We start from the raw sequence: 16,103 nt of genomic DNA, 5'->3' as shown, positions 1-16,103 counted from the left end.
TAGGAGTGAGCCTGCTCGCGATAGCGGTGTGTCAGTCACCGTAAATGGCACTGACACACCGCTATCGCGAGCAGGCTCACTCCTACATGGGAATGTGTCCGGCCTCTAAATTTCAGGCACAAAAAAACCGCATCGCTGCGGTTTTTTTGTGCCTGCAAGAAGCTGTTTAAACGAACAGCGACAACAGCAGAATAAAGCCCAGGCCGACCACCGACAGGATGGTTTCCATCGCGGTCCAGGTCTTGAAGGTTTCGGCCACGGTCATGTTGAAGTACTGCTTGACCAGCCAGAACCCGGCGTCGTTGACGTGCGACAGGATCAACGAACCAGCGCCGGTGGCGAGCACCAGCAACTCACGGTTGACGCCCGGAATCATCCCTACCACCGGCACCACAATGCCGGCACCAGTGATGGTCGCCACGGTCGCCGAACCGGTAGCGATACGGATCACCGCCGCCACCAGCCACGCCAGCAGGATCGGCGAGATTTGCGCGCTGACCGCCATGTGACCGATCACGTCGCCCACACCGCTGGTGACCAGCATCTGCTTGAAGCCGCCGCCAGCACCGATGATCAGAATGATCGCAGCGGTTGGCGCCAGGCTCGCGTCGAGCCATTTGAGCATCTGGTTGGAACCGATGCCCTGCTTGTAGCCGAAGGTGTACAGCGACAGCAGCAATGCCAGCAGCAGTGCCGAGATCGGGTGGCCGATCATGTCCATCCAGGTGCGGAAGAAGTTGCCGTCCGGCAGCGCCACGTCAGCGAAGGTTTTCAGCAGCATCAGGAACACCGGCAGCAGCACGGTGACCAGGGTGATGCCGAAGCTTGGCAGATCGGTCGAGTCGTTTTCGCGGGCCAGTTGATCGACCAGTTCCTGATTCGGGTGACCGGGAATGTGCTTGGCGATGAACGTACCGAAGATCGGACCGGCGATGATCGCGGTCGGCAGCGCAACGATCAGACCGTAGAGAATGGTCTTGCCAATGTCAGCGCCGAACACGCCGATGGCCAGCAGCGGACCCGGGTGTGGTGGCACCAGACCGTGTACAGCGGACAGGCCGGCGAGCAGCGGGATACCGATCTTGATGATCGACACACCGGTGCGACGCGCCACGATGAACACCAGCGGAATCAGCAGTACGAAGCCGATTTCGAAGAACAGCGGGATGCCGACCAGAAACGCGGCGAACATCATCGCCCACTGGACCTTGTCCTTGCCGAACGCGCGAATCAGGGTCTGGGCAATCTGATCCGCCCCGCCCGATTCGGCCATCATTTTGCCGAGCATGGTGCCCAGCGCCAGAATGATGCCGACGAAACCGAGCACGCCACCGAAGCCGTCCTGGAACGCCTTGATGATGGTGCCGATCGGCATGCCCGAGGTCAGGCCGAGGAACGCGGCCGCAATGGTCAGGGCGATAAAGGGGTGAATCTTGAATTTGGTGATCAGGATAATCAGACCGATTACCGTGACCACTGCATCGAGCAGCAGGAACGTCTCGTGGGACATGCCGAACATTGGGGGTGTCTCCTGGATTGTTGTTGTTATTAAAGCGGGTTGAACAGAAGTCGGGGGGACAGCGCTGTCTTTTTCAACATACTCATACCGCCTGTTTCAGACCGTGGGCCTGCCACCAGACGTGAGCCTGCAGTGCCAGCTCTTCAACGCTGTGTACCGAGGCGTTGAGCGCCAGGGTCAGCGGCTCGCCCTTGGGCGATTCGAGGGTGGCAAACTGGCTTTCGATGAGCGTGGCCGGCATGAAATGGCCCGGACGGTGCGAGACACGTTCGGCGGCGACTTCAGGGGTCAGTTCCAGGAACACGAAGCCCAGTCCTGGCAAGGCGCTGCGCAGGCGTTCGCGATAGATATGTTTAAGGGCCGAGCAGGTCAGCACCGGGCGTTTGCCCGACGCATCGACGCGACGCAGTTCATCGCACAGGCTGTCGAGCCAGCCGGCACGGTCGTCGTCGTTCAGGGGGATCCCCGCGCTCATCTTTTCGATGTTCGCGGCCGGATGAAAAGTATCGCCTTCAATGGCAGTGGCGCCGCTCAAATGGCACAGGGCCTCGCTGACACACGTCTTGCCGCAACCGGCAACGCCCATGATGACCAGGGCGGTGATGGGATGACTCATATAACACCTCAGCGCGCAGACAGCGCTACCTTTGCTAGCTATGACTCTAGTGCACAGGCAGAAGTTGCCGACGCCTTCTTGTCGTTTTTTTGGGTTGCAGCAGGTTCGTTCCCAACGCCAAAGAGCCGAGATCAGGCAGGACCTCGCTCACGCATTTGCAGCTGCATCAGGACAGCGCTACCTTAGTGCCTTGATTTTTGTTTGGCAAGCCGCCCGATGACCTCCCCCAAGAACGATAAAAATACCCGCACCACCGGCCGTCCCACCCTTAATGAAGTTGCCCGCCTGGCCGGCGTCAGCCCGATTACCGCCTCCCGAGCCCTGCGCGGGGTCAGCACCGTGGCCACCGAACTCGTGGAAAAAGTGCAAAAAGCCGCGCTCGAACTCAACTACGTGGTCAACCCGGCCGCCCGCGCGTTGGCCTCGGCGCAGAGCCATTCGGTCGTCGTGCTGGTGCCGTCACTGTCCAACCTGCTGTTCATCGACACGCTGGAAGCCATTCATCGGGTGCTGACGCCCAAGGGCTTCGAAGTGCTGATCGGCAACTTCCATTACTCGCGCGATGAAGAAGAAAACCTGCTGCGCAACTACATGGCCTATCAGCCGCGCGGCTTTCTGCTGACCGGTTTTGATCGCACGGAAAGTTCGCGGCGGATGATCGAAGTCAGCAACATTCCCTGCGTGTACATGATGGAGCTGGACAGTGCTGCCGGAGTGAATTGCGTGGGTTTTTCGCAGTTGAGCGCCGGGGAAACTGCCGCCGAACACCTGCTGTCTCGCGGGCGCAAACGCTTGGCCTACATTGGCGCGCAACTGGATCAACGCACATTGCTGCGCGGTGAGGGGTTTCGCAAGGCACTGCAGAAGGCTGGCCGGTACGACCCGGATCTGGAAGTGCTGACGCCGCGATCCTCATCGGTGGGCTTGGGCGGCGAGTTGTTTCTGCAACTGCTGGCGGCGCATCCGGATGTTGATGCGATTTTCTTTGGCAACGATGACCTGGCTCAGGGTGCGCTGCTGGAAGCCCTGCGCATCGGCATCAAGATCCCCGAACAGGTGGCGATTCTGGGTTTCAACGATTTGCCGATGTCCGAACACATGGTGCCGCGCCTGAGCAGCATCAACACCCCGCGTGAGGCGATCGGCCGGCGCGCGGCAGAGCAGATGCTGACGCTGATGGCGGGCAATAAAGTGCCGCGACCGGTCGAGGACATGGGCTTTGAGCTGAAGATTCGCGAAAGCACATAACCCCCCTTACCGATCACGACCGATCGTTCCCACGCTCTGCGTGGGAATGCCGCAACGGACGCTCCGCGTTCGGCTCTGGGAGGGACGCAGAGCGTCCCGGGCTGCATTCCCACGCGGAGCGTGGGAACGATCGACTCCTACAAAGGATCTCCACCCACTTCAGTGGCTGAGTTGGTCGACCAAGGCCAACGCGCCCTTCTGCAACGGCTGGCTCTTGAGCCACACCGCATGCACCGGCATCACCAGGCCGTTTTCGATGTTGCGGAAATTCAGCCGTTGCAAGCGCCCTGCGTCCAGTCGTGGCTGCACCACCGACAGCGGGAAATTGCCCCAGCCCAAACCCGCCTCGACCATGTCCATCGCCGCTTCCAGGCTGTCGGTGCGCCAATACGATTGCGCCACCAGCGGTCGCGTTTCGCTGATCGGCAGGTCACGGCTGGCAACGATGATCTGCCGCACCTGGACCAGATCTTCGAGAAACACATCCCGCCCCTGCAGCATCGGACTGTCCGCCGCCAGCGTGGCGATCATCCGTTCATTGCCGACAAACTGGAAACGCTCCAGCACGTTCATGCGCAACCCGGCGAACGCCAGGCACAGACCGACTCGACCACTGTGCAACATTGCCAGTACGTCATCCTGCGGCGCTGTCAGCACTTCGATATCGAGTAACGGATAACGCTCGGCAATCACTTTTATCGCCGCGAGCAAACGGCGCCGGTCAATGTCCGCCACCACGCCCATCGACAACTTGCTCTCCAGCCCCAGCGACAACTCCACCGCATGCACCTGCAACTGTTTGAGCTGTTCGGCGATCAATCGCGCGTGCGGTACTAAAGACTGGGCCATCGCCGTGGGTTGCGGTTCGCGATGGCTGCGGTCGAACAACGAGTAACCGAGCTCGGCTTCGAGGTTGGCAATGCCCATGCTCACCGCCGACGGCACCCTGCCCAACTGCCGTGCGGCTGCGGAGAACGAGCCGCGCTCGATCACCGCGAGAAACAACTCGATGCTGTCACTGTTGAAATTCAAATTTCGCACCTATCAATAAAACTGAAAGCTTCTGATTTTTTCTGTCAGCTCCATTGAAGCTATATTTCATCGCTTTCGCCAGCCCTGCTGGCCACTATCCAGCGAGAAAGAGGCAAATCTGCATGCAAGGCGTGAAACGCAAACTGGTCTACGTGTCGCTCTACGAAGTGATCGGCATGACCTTCTCGGCCCTCGGCCTGGCCTTGTTGTCGGGCACATCGCCGGGCAGCACTGGGCCGCTGGCGGTGATCATCACCAGCATCGCCGTGACCTGGAATTTCATCTACACCTCGTTGTTCGAACGCTGGGAAAGCCGCCAGGTATCCCGCACCCGCACGGTTAAACGGCGCATCGCCCATGCGGTCGGCTTTCAACTGACGCTGATCGTGTTTCTGATTCCGCTGATAGCTTGGTGGATGAACATCAGTCTGGTGCAGGCATTCCTGCTGGATCTGGCGCTGATCATCTTTATCCCGTGCTACACGTTCGTGTTCAACTGGCTGTTCGACCGGATCTTCGGCCTGCCGAGCTCGGCGCTGCCCGATTCTGCTGCTGCGGCATAAATCGCTAATTCGTAAGCAGATATTGCGTGAAATCAGCGGTTTAACCGATTTAACCGCCGATATTCACAATCCGTTAACTCCGATAGCAGGCTAAGCTTTTCCATCAATAAAAAATGGATCAGCTTATGACTGCTCACGCATCCGCCGCCGCACACAGTGACGGCATCGACCCGGTCCGCGCTGCGGAGATTTCCGCCCGCATCGATCGGCTGCCCGCCGTCGCCACGATCTGGCGCCTGGTGGCGTTGCTGTCGATCGGTGGATTTTTCGAACTCTACGATCTGTTCCAGACCGCCTACATCAGCCCCGGCCTGATCCGTGATGGCCTGTTTGCCACAGGCAATCAGGGCGTGTTCGGTTTTTCCGATCAGGCGGCGTTCGCCTCGGCGACGTTTCTCGGCCTGTTTCTCGGTGCCAGCCTGCTCAGTCCGTTGGCGGACCGGTTCGGTCGCCGGGCGATTTTCACTTTCGCGCTGATCTGGTACACGGTGGCGACGGTGCTGATGGGCATCCAGACCTCGGCGCTGGGCATCATCGGCATGCGTTTTCTGGTGGGTATCGGTCTGGGCATCGAGTTGGTGACCATCGACGCCTACCTCTCGGAACTGGTGCCCAAACGCATGCGCAGCTCGGCGTTTGCCTTTGCGTTTTTCGTGCAGTTCCTGTCGGTGCCGGCGGTGGCCTTGATGTCGTGGTGGCTGGTGCCGCAGGCGCCGTTCGGTATTTCCGGCTGGCGTTGGGTGGTGCTGGCCAGCGCGGTGTTTGCGCTGTTCATCTGGTGGCTGCGCAAACGCCTGCCAGAATCGCCGCGCTGGCTGGCGCAGCATGGTCGTTTCGACGAGGCCAACCGGATCCTCGACCACCTCGAAGCGCGCTGCGCAAAAGATCACGGCAAAGCGCTGGATGCGCCCGAAGCGGTGCCGGTGGATGTCGAAGGCAAGGGCCGTTTTGCTGATATCTGGCAACCGCCGTATCGCCGCCGCGCGCTGATGCTGATCGTCTTTCACATTTTCCAGGCGATTGGCTTTTTCGGTTTCGGCAACTGGCTGCCGGCGCTACTCTCGGGCCAAGGCGTCAGCGTTACCCACAGTCTGATGTACGCCTTCATCATCACCCTCGCCTACCCGCTCGGGCCGTTGCTGTTTGTGAAGTTCGCCAACCGCTTCGAGAACAAATGGCAGATCGTCGGCTCGGCCCTTGGCGCGATGACTTTCGGCACCCTGTTCGCCCTGCAGACCAGCGCCGTCGGGCTGATCTTCTGCGGGGTGATGATTACCTTCTGCAACGCCTGGCTGAGCTTCAGTTATCACTCGTACCAGAGCGAACTGTTCCCGACCAACATCCGCGCCCGCGCGGTCGGCTTCTGTTATTCGTTCAGCCGTTTGTCGACGGTGTTCAGCAGCTTGTTGATCGGCTTGTTTCTCGACAACTTCGGTACGCCCGGCGTGCTGGCGTTCATTGTTTGCAGCATGCTGATCGTGATGTTGACCATCGGCTGGTTCGGCCCGCGCACGCGTAATCTGGCGCTGGAGAATATTGCCCATCGCTGAAAGGTACCGGTCAGCCTTTGCCGTCTGTCGGCAGCAGATGACCGCTGCAAAAGCTGATTGAAGATTGAACTTTTGCCTGTGCGGCATGGCATTAAAACTCGATAGCGGTTTCCAACCACTCGTCGGATAAGGGCTCTTACCTGTCAGGTTTGACAGTATCGAAACGAGCTAAAGCACTGTTCACTGCACCATTGCAGGAAATTGATTCCTGCACATCACTCGAACAGGAGTTCATCATGAGCACGACAGGCAAACTTTCCGTCATACGTTCTATCGATTCGACAGAAGTGGAGAAACTGGAAACAAATTTCGTCGAAATGGAACTGGCCACCTTTTCAGCGGCAATGAACGGCAAAAATCCAAGCATCAATATTTTTTATGGCGAAGCGTTAAAGGATGAAATCCATAACCTTAATTTGGATCCTGCTACTTGGACAAAGCTGGAATACGTCTCTGCGGAAGGAAAAACTTTCAGCGCAACCGGAACCGTCAAGGTTACGGTCAGTGGGAATCAGTCCCAACAGGTAGGTGAGATCGATGCAATTCTCACTGACACAGACGGTCGGAAATTCCAACTGAAAGGCACTTACGAGGGTAAAAAACCTCTTTAACAAGCATCTCGGCAGTCTTGAAAAAAAGGGTCGTTAATCGACCCTTTTTTTCTTAATTGAGTTGCAACGTCTCATTGAACTGACTGATCGCATCCACCACATGCCGCGAGCCCTGCTGAATCTCCAGGATCACTTCCCCCGCTTCATTCGCCAATTCCACCCCCAGCCCGGTTCGACTCAGGCTCGATTGCATGCTTGAGACTGCGCTCAGCGACAGGTCGTGGTTCCTGCGCACCACGTCGACAATTTCCAGGGTGGCCTGACTGGTCCGCGCCGCGAGGCTGCGTACTTCGTCCGCGACTACCGCGAATCCACGGCCATGCTCGCCGGCGCGCGCAGCTTCGATGGCAGCATTGAGCGCCAGCAGGTTGGTCTGGTCGGCGATGCCGCGAATGGTCTGGACGATGGTGCCGATGATGTCCGACTGTTTGCTCACCGCGTCGATACTCACCGCAGCTTCGTTGAGGTCACGGGAAATGTCCTGAATGATCTGCACGGTCTGCTGCACGACCTGCGAGCCTTTTTGCGCGCAGGCGTCGTTCTGTACCGACGTGCTGTGGGCCGATTCGGCGGCGCGCTGCAAGGTGGTCATCTGGCGGGTGATGTCGCTGGCGAACTTGACCACTTTGTACAAGCGGCCCTTGGCATCGAACAACGGGTTGTACGAGGCTTCCAGGTAAACCATGTGCCCGGACTTGTTCTTGCGCTCGAAGCGGTGCGAGTGATATTCGCCGCGATTGAGCGACGCCCAGAACGCCTTGTATTGCGGCGACTCGGATTCGCTGCGGTGACAGAACAGGCTGTGATGCTGGCCGACGATTTCGTTGAGCGAATACTGCATGGTCTGCAGAAAGTTATCGTTGGCGGCGATGACATTGCCTTCGGGGGTGAACTCGATCACCGCCATCGAGCGGCTGATTGCCGCCAGCATCGCTTCTTCTTCATGTTCCTTGTTGATACGCGCGGTGATATCGGCAGCAACTTTGATCACACTTCTGACTTCTTTGTCTGGGCCAAACACCGGCATGTAACTGGCCTCGAGCCAGATCTCCCGACCGCTCTTGTTCAAACGCAGAAACGTCCCGCTCAGGGGTTCGCCACGGGCCAGGTCGCGCCACAATCTGGCGTAGTCCTCGCTGCGATAGTAACTCTCCTCACAAAAGACCCGATGATGCTTGCCGCGTACTTCCTCGGCGCTGTAGCCCATGGTTTTGCAGAAGTTGTCGTTGGCATCGAGAACGATGCCGTCAGGGCTGAACTCGATCATGGCCATTGAGCGGCTGATCGCGGCCAACTTGGCGTTGGTCTCGGTCAGCGCGCAACTGAAGCGCTCGATTTCCTGCAGGTCAGCCTTGTGATGTAGGTTGAACATGGTTGTATCACCTTCCGCGCGGTCTTCTGATTTGATGAAAGTTCTGGTCTTTCAAGATCCACCACTACGTTCCGTGGAACAGGCACACGCCTTCCTCCACGGGAGGAAGTTGTCAGGTGATAAATGATGATCAATCGGAGCGTCCATGCAGCGACGTTCTAATCAAGACATCCTTCTCTTGATAGCCCGCACGCGGGCCAGCCCTAACGCATTGAAGAACTTCCATGTCGGCGACGCTCCTTGTTGGTTCAGTGTCGGTGCCTTGGGTTGCGCACTCTGGCAGCATGAATCACGGGCCAACGATGTCTGTCAGTCGGATTTTGACATGACGGTCGACATGGTTAGTTACGACAAGCATAGCCAGACCGTCGCCGTGCGCAAGGCCACTAGTCGGCCAGTATCTGGCACTTTTTGCACAAAAAACGGTTCAGCGCACGATTTGAATCGAAGAATGTCGGGATGTACCGCCAACTCACACGATCAAATGTAGGAGTGAGCCTGCTCGCGATGGCGTTTGCTCAGGCGGCGATGTTGCCGGGGAGAATGCTATCGCCAGCACGCTAGCTCCCACAGGGGGAATGTATTGCAAACCGGGCTATCGGTTGGCGCGCGTTCTCTTATAATCGGCGCTTTGCCCAGCACAGCCCTGTTCATGCCCGATACCCATTACACCTTGCTCGACGTGTCGCTCTGGCCGTTGATGAACAAGTTCTACCGCAGCCACCAGTCCTCGATGAAAGCCGTGCGCGATGCGCAATTGTGGGTGGCGCGGCGTGGAGACATTGTCGCGGCGCTGTGCCTGCGCCCGGTGGCGGGCGGGCATTGGTTGACCGGCTTGTTCGTCGATCCGCAGTGCCGCGAACAAGGGATTGCCGCGCAACTGATTGCGGCGGCCACTCAAGCGGTGAGCGAGCCGGTGTGGCTGTTCTGTCATCCGGATTTGCGCGGTTTCTATGAGCGGCGTGGCTTCAGCTTCGACCCGGCACTGCCGCAAGCGATGGCGGAACGCTTGAGCCGGTATGCGCGGAGCAAGCCGATGATTGCGATGGGGCTCAATTCTCCAGCCTGACCACAATCCCCTGTAGGAGTGAGCCTGCTCGCGATAGCGGCGTGTCAGTCAGTGTAAATGTCACTGATATTCCGCTATCGCGAGCAGGCTCACTCCTACAAGGGGTATGTGTTGATCCTGAGCTAGTCGTCAGCGTTGGGATCAAGATCCGGAAACATCACTTCGGTAAAACCGAACTTGCTGAAATCGGTGATGCGCGACGGGTACAGCCGGCCGATCAGATGGTCGCACTCATGCTGCACCACCCGCGCATGAAAGCCTGAGGCCACACGCACGATCGGCTCGCCCTTGGGATCGAACCCCTCGTAACGAATCTGCTGATAGCGATCCACCGCCCCGCGCAAGCCCGGCACCGACAGGCAACCCTCGAAACCCTCTTCCGTGAATGGATTCAACGGTGTGATCAGCGGGTTGATCAGGATCGTCTGCGGCACCGCTTCGGCGTCCGGATAGCGCTCGCTGTGCTCGAAACCAAAGATCACCAGTTGCAGATCGACGCCGATCTGCGGCGCGGCCAGGCCGACGCCGCCGACGCTTTCCATGGTCTGGAACATGTCGTCGATCAGTTGCCACAGCTCGGCGCTGTTGAACATTTCCGGCGGTACCGGCGGGGCAATGCGCAGCAGGCGCTCGTCGCCCATCTTGAGGATTTCACGGATCATGGTCAGACTTCGTCAGTGTCCGGCTTGAGCGAATGATCGCGGCCCAGGCCTGAGACATGTTGTTTGGGATGTTCTTCTGGCTCGCCCGGGTCTTTCTCGCCCTTCTCCTTGCCTTCGCTGGACATGTGCTCGATCACCGCATTCATTTCCGCGCCGAGCAGCAGCACGGCGGCGGAAATGTAGAAATACAGCAACAGCACGATGATCGCCCCGATGCTGCCATACATCGCGTTGTAGTTGGCGAAGGTTTTTACGTAGAAGGCAAACCCCAACGACGCCAGGATCCACACCACCACGGCCAGCACCGAACCTGGGGTGATGAAGCGGAATTCCTGCTTGACGTCGGGCATGACGTAGTAGATCAACGCCACGGCGATCATCATCAGCACCACGATTACCGGCCAGCGCGCGATGGTCCAGATGGTCACGATGACTTCTTCCAGACCGACCTGGGCGGCGATCCAGCCCATCACCTGCGGCCCGAGTACCATCAATGCGGCGGCAATCAACAGCATGCCGGCAATGCCCACGGTGTAGACGATCGACAGCGGAAAGCGCTTCCAGATCGGCCGCCCCTCGACCACGTCGTATGCAGCGTTCATCGCGCTCATCATCAGGCGCACGCCAGCCGAGGCGGTGTACAGCGCGATGACGATACCGATCGAAAGCAGACCGCCCTTGGATTGCTGCAACTGGTCGATCACCGGGTTGACCTGCTCGAGCGCCTGCGGCGGCAAGACCAGTTCCGACTGCAGGCGCAACCAGGAAAAGAAATCCGGCAAGTGCAGGAAACCGATCAGCGCGATCAGGAACAGAATGAACGGGAACAGCGAGAACAGCATCTGGTAGGCCAGTGCCGAGGCATAGGTCGACATTTCGTCGTCGACGAATTCAGTGACCGTGCGCACCATCACCCGGTGCAGGGGCAGACCTTTCATGTTCGGGAAAATCATTCGCGTCTCCTTTCGCCGCAGTACAGGTTGAAGTCGTGGCGACTCAGGGGCCGTTTTTTACATCACGTTAGCCTGTTTGGCGATCTTCGTCGGCATCCGCAGGTTTTTTGATACAAAAACGGCCATCCTTGGATGGCCGCTCGTGTGATTCGTTCAAGGCTGGACTACGCCTTGTCGACGCCTTTCTTCACTGCGTCCTTGGTGTTGCCAACTGCCTGCTGGGCTTCGCCTTTTCTCTCCTGGACCTTGCCTTCGGCTTGCAATCTGGAGTTATCGGTAGCCTTGCCGACGCCTTGCTTGACGTTACCGACGGCTTCGTTGGCCATGCCTTTTACTTTATCGCCTGTGCTACTCATGGTGTTTCTCCGTGACGCATAAGGGGAAGAAAAGTCAGTACGTAACGATTGACTGGCGCGTTTCCCTGCAAGTTTCAATTATTTGCCGCTCATTTCGTCGCGGCGCGCAGGTTGCGCTTTATGTTTGCCGGCGTTGCCTTGAGAATGCGCAGCTATGGGCGCCAGGCGCCAAAGACCGATACCGCAGGAATGTTATGAAACTCGATAAAACGCAAGCCATCGCCCGTCGCAACAAGGAACTGGGCGGCGCCGTGCTTGGCACCAACAACTGCCACTTCGCCGAACTGAACCGCAACCGCAATATCTGGTGGTTCGACCTGCCGGTGTCGCGTCTGGCGATCGGTCAGTACGAGTGGATTCACCTGCTGATGCACACCCCGGCGACCGACGAACTGCTGCACCTGAAAGTGCCGACGGTGTTTCTGCGCGAGAAGCTCGAAGGGCTGGTGATTCGCAACGAAGGCAAGCGCAAGGCGGCGTTGAGCCTGGAGCTGAGTGCGGACAAGGATTCGTACCTGCAGGACATGCGGCCGGCGGGGACCAACGTGAATTTTGCGCCGTTTCGTCAATAGCCCTCACCCTAACCCTCTCCTAGAGGGAGAGGGGACTGACCGAAGTGTCAGGGCGAGGTACGCCGACCTGAAATATCGAGTCGAACTCAGCTTCTGAAAAGCCCCCGCTCGGCTCCCTCTCCCTCGGGAGAGGGCTGGGCGGGCGGCGTTCCGATGAGGGGGCCGCTTCACCCCAGCATCCAAGCCGTACTCAGCACCAACAAAAAGCCCCGCATCTGCGGGGCTTTTTATTTACGCGGCGGACTTGGCCTTGATCTTCTTCAGCTCTTCATCGCGCAATTCGCGGCGCAGGATCTTGCCGACGTTGGTGGTCGGCAGCGCATCGCGGAACTCCACCGAACGCGGCACCTTGTAGCCGGTGACGTTGGCGCGCATGTGGTCCATGACCTGTTCCTTGGTCAGGGTCACGCCCGGTTTGGCGACGATGAAAATCTTGATCGCTTCACCCGACTTGTCGTCCGGCACGCCGATGGCCGCGCATTGCAGCACGCCCGGCAAGGTCGCCAGCACGTCTTCCAGCTCGTTCGGATAGACGTTGAAACCGGAGACCAGAATCATGTCTTTCTTGCGATCGACGATGCGCATGTAGCCGTCCGGCTGGATCAGTGCGATGTCGCCGGTTTTCAGCCAGCCATCGCTGTCGAGCATTTCATCGGTGGCTTCCTGACGCTGCCAGTAACCCTTCATCACTTGCGGGCCCTTGACGCACAATTCACCGATTTCACCCAGCGGCTGCTCGACACCGGCATCGTCGATGACCTTGCACAGGGTCGATGGCACGGGAATGCCGATGGTGCCGATCTGGATGTGCTGGATCGGGTTGACCGTCGCCACCGGGCTGGTTTCGGTCATGCCGTAACCTTCGCAGATGGCGCAGCCAGTCACCGCTTTCCAGCGTTCGGCCGCAGCCAGTTGCAGGGCCATGCCGCCGGACAGGGTGACCTTGAGTGCAGAGAAATCCAGCTTGCGGAATGCTTCGTTGTTGCACAGCGCGACGAACAGGGTGTTGAGGCCGACAAAGCCGCTGAACTTCCACTTCGACAGTTCCTTGACCATCGCCGGCAGGTCGCGCGGGTTGCTGATCAGGATGTTGTGGTTGCCGATCAGCATCATCGCCATGCAATGAAAGGTGAACGCATAGATGTGGTACAGCGGCAGCGGGGTGATCAGGATCTCGCAACCTTCATTGAGGTTGGAACCCATCAGCGCCTTGCATTGCAGCATGTTGGCGACCAGGTTGCGGTGGGTCAGCATCGCGCCCTTGGCCACGCCGGTGGTGCCGCCGGTGTATTGCAGCACCGCGACATCACCGCTGTGGGGATTGGCTTCGGCCACAGGCTGACCGTGGCCCTTGCTCAGCACGTCGTTGAACTTGACGGCTTTGGGCAGGTGATAGGCCGGCACCATCTTCTTCACGTACTTGATGACGCTGTTGATCAGCAGGCGCTTGAGCGGCGGCAACAGGTCGGCGACTTCGGTGACGATGACGTGCTTGACGCCGGTCTTCGGCACCACGGCTTCGGCCAGGTGCGCCATGTTCGCCAGGCACACCAGCGCCTTGGCACCGGAGTCGTTGAATTGGTGTTCCATTTCCCGCGCCGTATACAGCGGGTTGGTGTTGACCACGATCAGCCCGGCGCGAATCGCACCGAAGACAGCGACCGGGTATTGCAGTACGTTGGGCAGTTGCACGGCAATTCGATCGCCGGGCTGCAAATCGGTATGCTGTTGCAGATACGCGGCAAACGCCCCGGACAATTCGTACAATTCACCGTAGGTGATCGTCTTGCCGAGGTTGCTGAAAGCCGGTTTGTTGGCGAAGCGCTGGCAGGATTGCTTCAACACTGCCTGAATGTTCGGATACTCGTCCGGATTGATGTCGGCAGCGATTCCAGCCGGGTATTTATCCTTCCAAAAGTCTTCGATCATGGAAGCCCACTCCTCAGCAACGCGAATTCTTCACCGCATTTGATGCGATTATTATTGGTGTGTGTTTTGTATTGGTGAATCTGGCTTTTACACAGGCCGAGAAGTCACAAAGCGCGCCGAGAGTAGCAGCTTTGCCGAGGGTCGACTAGAGCCAAAAGCGGCCCCTACAGTCATATTGATGACTCAAGACTATCTAGCAGTCATTTTAGAGCAAAAATCCTAGAACCCCTTGAAAGCCCCGGTTTTCATGGGTGCCAAACAAAATCGCGAGCAGGCCCACTCCTACAGAGATTACATACAATCCCTGTAGGAGTGAGCCTGCTCGCGATCCGCGCCGAGCGCGGCCATTCACCGGTCAGGCGATATCCCGCAACTCCCGCCGCAGAATCTTGCCGACAGGCGTCATCGGCAATGACTCACGCAAGACGATGTGTTTCGGCACCTTGTAGGCGGTGAAATTCTCTTTGCAGTAGGCCTTCAGCTCTTCGAGGCTGACACCGTTTTCCCGCGCCACCACAAACAGCTTCACCGCCTCGCCCGAGCGCTCGTCCGGCACGCCGATCACCGCGCAGTTGGCGACTTTGGGGTGGGCCATGACCACGTCTTCGATTTCGTTCGGGTACACGTTGAAGCCGGAGACGATGATCATGTCTTTCTTGCGATCGACGATGCGCACAAAACCATCCGGCTCGATCACCGCGATGTCGCCGGACTTGAACCAGCCTTCGGCATCCAGCACTTCGGCGGTGGCTTCGGGCTTGTTCCAGTAGCCCTTCATGATTTGCGGGCCCTTGATGCACAGCTCGCCGCGCTCGCCCAACGGCTGCTCGGCGCCGTCGTCACTGATCACTTTCAACAGCGTACCGGGCACCGGCAAGCCGACCGTGCCCAGGCGCGATTGGTCGCCGTACGGGTTGGTGCAGGCCACCGGCGAGGTTTCGGTGAGGCCGTAGCCTTCGGTGATGCGGCAACCGGTGACCTGCTCCCAGCGCTCGGCCGTGGCCTTGACCAGCGCGGTACCGCCGGAGTTGGTGAGTTTCAGGCTGGAGAAATCCAGCGTCTTGAAATCCGGGTGTTCCATCAGCGCCACAAACAAAGTGTTCAGGCCCAGCAATGCCGAGAAGCGCCAGTTTTTCAGTTCCTTGATGAAGCCGGCAATGTCCCGCGGGTTGGTAATCAGAACGTTGTGGTTGCCCGAGACCATCATGCACATGCAGTTCGCGGTGAACGCATAGATGTGGTACAGCGGCAGCGGCGCCACCATCACTTCCTGGCCTTCACGCAACAGCGGCTGGCCGTCCGGACCGAGTTGCGCGAGACAGGCGCGCACTTGCTGCATGTTGGCGACGAGGTTGCCATGGGTGAGCATCGCGCCCTTGGCCAGGCCAGTGGTGCCTCCGGTGTATTGCAGCACGGCGATATCGTCGAGCGTCACGTTGAGCGGTTTGATCCCCAGGCCGCGGCCCAGGCGCAGTGCGCTTTTGAAGGAGATCGCCTGTGGCAGCGAGTAGGCCGGGACCATTTTCTTCACTTTGCTGACCACGGTGTTGACCAGCCAGCCCTTGGCGGTGGGCATCAGGTCGCCCATCTTCGCTTCGATCAGGTATTGAATGTCGGTGTCGGGCAGCACTTCCTGGACTTTCTGCCCGAACACGTTGAGGTACACCAGCGCGCGGGCGCCGGAATCCTTGAACTGGTGACGCATCTCCCGCGCGGTGTACAGCGGGTTGGTGTTGACCACGATCAGCCCGGCGCGCAAGGCGCCGAACACGGCAATCGGATAATGCAGAACGTTGGGCATCTGCACTGCAATGCGATCCCCCGGAACCAGATCGGTATGCGCCTGCAGGTAACCGGCGAACGCGGCACTCTGGCGTTCAAGCTCGGCGTAGGTCAGCGTGATGCCCATGTTGCTGAACGCCGGGCGATCAGCGAATTTCTTGCAGGAACGCTCGAACACTTCGATCACCGACTTGAACTCAGTCATGTCGATGTCCAGCGGTACGCCGGCCGGGCGTTTGTCGTTCCAGAAATCAGGTTGCATTGTTGTT

The 16,103-nt window shown here is 58.8% G+C and carries 14 protein-coding genes and 2 pseudogenes; 6 read left to right on the top strand and 10 right to left on the bottom strand.

Annotated features, from left to right (window positions below; translation table 11 throughout):
* Nucleotides 1–166 precede the first annotated feature (166 nt).
* Both ACYYKW_RS08590 and ACYYKW_RS08585 read right to left on the bottom strand, forming a co-directional pair.
* Complete coding sequence (locus ACYYKW_RS08590) at nucleotides 167–1,519, bottom strand: GntP family permease (RefSeq protein WP_093099116.1); 1,353 nt, start codon at nucleotides 1,517–1,519, stop codon at nucleotides 167–169.
* An 82-nt stretch (nucleotides 1,520–1,601) separates the two neighbouring features.
* Nucleotides 1,602–2,135, bottom strand: a complete 534-nt coding sequence (locus tag ACYYKW_RS08585) for a gluconokinase (RefSeq protein WP_093099113.1) — start codon at nucleotides 2,133–2,135, stop codon at nucleotides 1,602–1,604.
* A gap of 216 nt (nucleotides 2,136–2,351) precedes the next feature.
* Here ACYYKW_RS08585 and gntR point away from each other — a divergent pair, with 216 nt between their 5' ends.
* Nucleotides 2,352–3,383 (top strand): HTH-type transcriptional regulator GntR, encoded by a 1,032-nt coding sequence (gntR, locus tag ACYYKW_RS08580; protein WP_464989906.1) that lies wholly within the window; start codon nucleotides 2,352–2,354, stop codon nucleotides 3,381–3,383.
* A gap of 159 nt (nucleotides 3,384–3,542) precedes the next feature.
* Here gntR and ACYYKW_RS08575 read toward each other — a convergent pair whose 3' ends face one another.
* The gene (locus tag ACYYKW_RS08575) at nucleotides 3,543–4,415 is read right to left on the bottom strand and encodes a LysR family transcriptional regulator (protein WP_093099107.1); all 873 of its coding nucleotides are present in this window, start codon (nucleotides 4,413–4,415) and stop codon (nucleotides 3,543–3,545) included.
* A 122-nt stretch (nucleotides 4,416–4,537) separates the two neighbouring features.
* On the opposite strand from ACYYKW_RS08575, the gene ACYYKW_RS08570 reads away from it, so the two are divergent.
* The 3 genes from ACYYKW_RS08570 (at nucleotide 4,538) to ACYYKW_RS08560 (ending at nucleotide 7,139) form a co-directional block, all read left to right on the top strand.
* A complete protein-coding gene (locus ACYYKW_RS08570) occupies nucleotides 4,538–4,978 on the top strand; it encodes a PACE efflux transporter (protein WP_336355249.1) in 441 nt (146 codons plus the stop codon).
* A gap of 125 nt (nucleotides 4,979–5,103) precedes the next feature.
* Complete coding sequence (locus tag ACYYKW_RS08565; RefSeq protein WP_464989905.1) at nucleotides 5,104–6,528, top strand: MFS transporter; 1,425 nt, start codon at nucleotides 5,104–5,106, stop codon at nucleotides 6,526–6,528.
* A 236-nt stretch (nucleotides 6,529–6,764) separates the two neighbouring features.
* Entirely contained in the window at nucleotides 6,765–7,139 is a 375-nt protein-coding gene (locus ACYYKW_RS08560) for a hypothetical protein (protein WP_464989904.1), read from the top strand.
* A gap of 52 nt (nucleotides 7,140–7,191) precedes the next feature.
* Here ACYYKW_RS08560 and ACYYKW_RS08555 read toward each other — a convergent pair.
* Together ACYYKW_RS08555 and ACYYKW_RS08550 are read right to left on the bottom strand one after the other, a co-directional pair.
* A pseudogene (locus ACYYKW_RS08555) lies at nucleotides 7,192–7,620 on the bottom strand (methyl-accepting chemotaxis protein); the annotation flags it as partial.
* Nucleotides 7,621–7,734: 114 nt separating this feature from the next.
* Nucleotides 7,735–8,511, bottom strand: a pseudogene (locus ACYYKW_RS08550) (PAS domain-containing protein); the annotation flags it as partial.
* 652 nt (nucleotides 8,512–9,163) lie between these two features.
* Between ACYYKW_RS08550 and ACYYKW_RS08545 the strand changes: the two are divergent.
* Nucleotides 9,164–9,580, top strand: coding sequence for a GNAT family N-acetyltransferase (locus tag ACYYKW_RS08545; RefSeq protein WP_464989903.1), 417 nt, complete (start codon nucleotides 9,164–9,166; stop codon nucleotides 9,578–9,580).
* Between the two features lie 122 nt (nucleotides 9,581–9,702).
* Here the strand turns inward: ACYYKW_RS08545 and def are convergent, their stop codons facing one another.
* The 3 genes from def to ACYYKW_RS08530 all read right to left on the bottom strand — a co-directional run bounded on the left by def (nucleotide 9,703) and on the right by ACYYKW_RS08530 (nucleotide 11,551).
* Entirely contained in the window at nucleotides 9,703–10,242 is a 540-nt protein-coding gene (def, locus tag ACYYKW_RS08540; protein ID WP_336355254.1) for a peptide deformylase, read from the bottom strand.
* Between the two features lie 2 nt (nucleotides 10,243–10,244).
* Nucleotides 10,245–11,195, bottom strand: a complete 951-nt coding sequence (locus ACYYKW_RS08535; RefSeq protein ID WP_090285518.1) for a YihY/virulence factor BrkB family protein — start codon at nucleotides 11,193–11,195, stop codon at nucleotides 10,245–10,247.
* A 164-nt stretch (nucleotides 11,196–11,359) separates the two neighbouring features.
* The gene (locus ACYYKW_RS08530; RefSeq protein ID WP_090285520.1) at nucleotides 11,360–11,551 is read right to left on the bottom strand and encodes a CsbD family protein; all 192 of its coding nucleotides are present in this window, start codon (nucleotides 11,549–11,551) and stop codon (nucleotides 11,360–11,362) included.
* A 194-nt stretch (nucleotides 11,552–11,745) separates the two neighbouring features.
* On the opposite strand from ACYYKW_RS08530, the gene ACYYKW_RS08525 reads away from it, so the two are divergent.
* Nucleotides 11,746–12,123 carry a hypothetical protein gene (locus ACYYKW_RS08525; protein ID WP_007917843.1) on the top strand — a complete coding sequence of 126 codons (378 nt, stop codon included), beginning with the start codon at nucleotides 11,746–11,748 and terminating at the stop codon, nucleotides 12,121–12,123.
* A gap of 231 nt (nucleotides 12,124–12,354) precedes the next feature.
* Here the strand turns inward: ACYYKW_RS08525 and fadD1 are convergent, their stop codons facing one another.
* Both fadD1 and fadD2 read right to left on the bottom strand, forming a co-directional pair.
* Nucleotides 12,355–14,052: a long-chain-fatty-acid--CoA ligase FadD1 gene (fadD1, locus tag ACYYKW_RS08520; RefSeq protein ID WP_090285522.1), complete on the bottom strand. Its 1,698-nt coding sequence runs from the start codon at nucleotides 14,050–14,052 to the stop codon at nucleotides 12,355–12,357.
* Nucleotides 14,053–14,407: 355 nt separating this feature from the next.
* On the bottom strand, nucleotides 14,408–16,096 hold the full coding sequence (gene fadD2 / locus ACYYKW_RS08515) for a long-chain-fatty-acid--CoA ligase FadD2 (RefSeq protein ID WP_336355255.1): 1,689 nt from the start codon (nucleotides 16,094–16,096) through the stop codon (nucleotides 14,408–14,410).
* Between the last annotated feature and the right edge of the window lie 7 nt (nucleotides 16,097–16,103).

Source organism: Pseudomonas sp. 15C (genome assembly GCF_055484735.1).
This window is presented reverse-complemented; position numbering and strand designations above follow the sequence as displayed.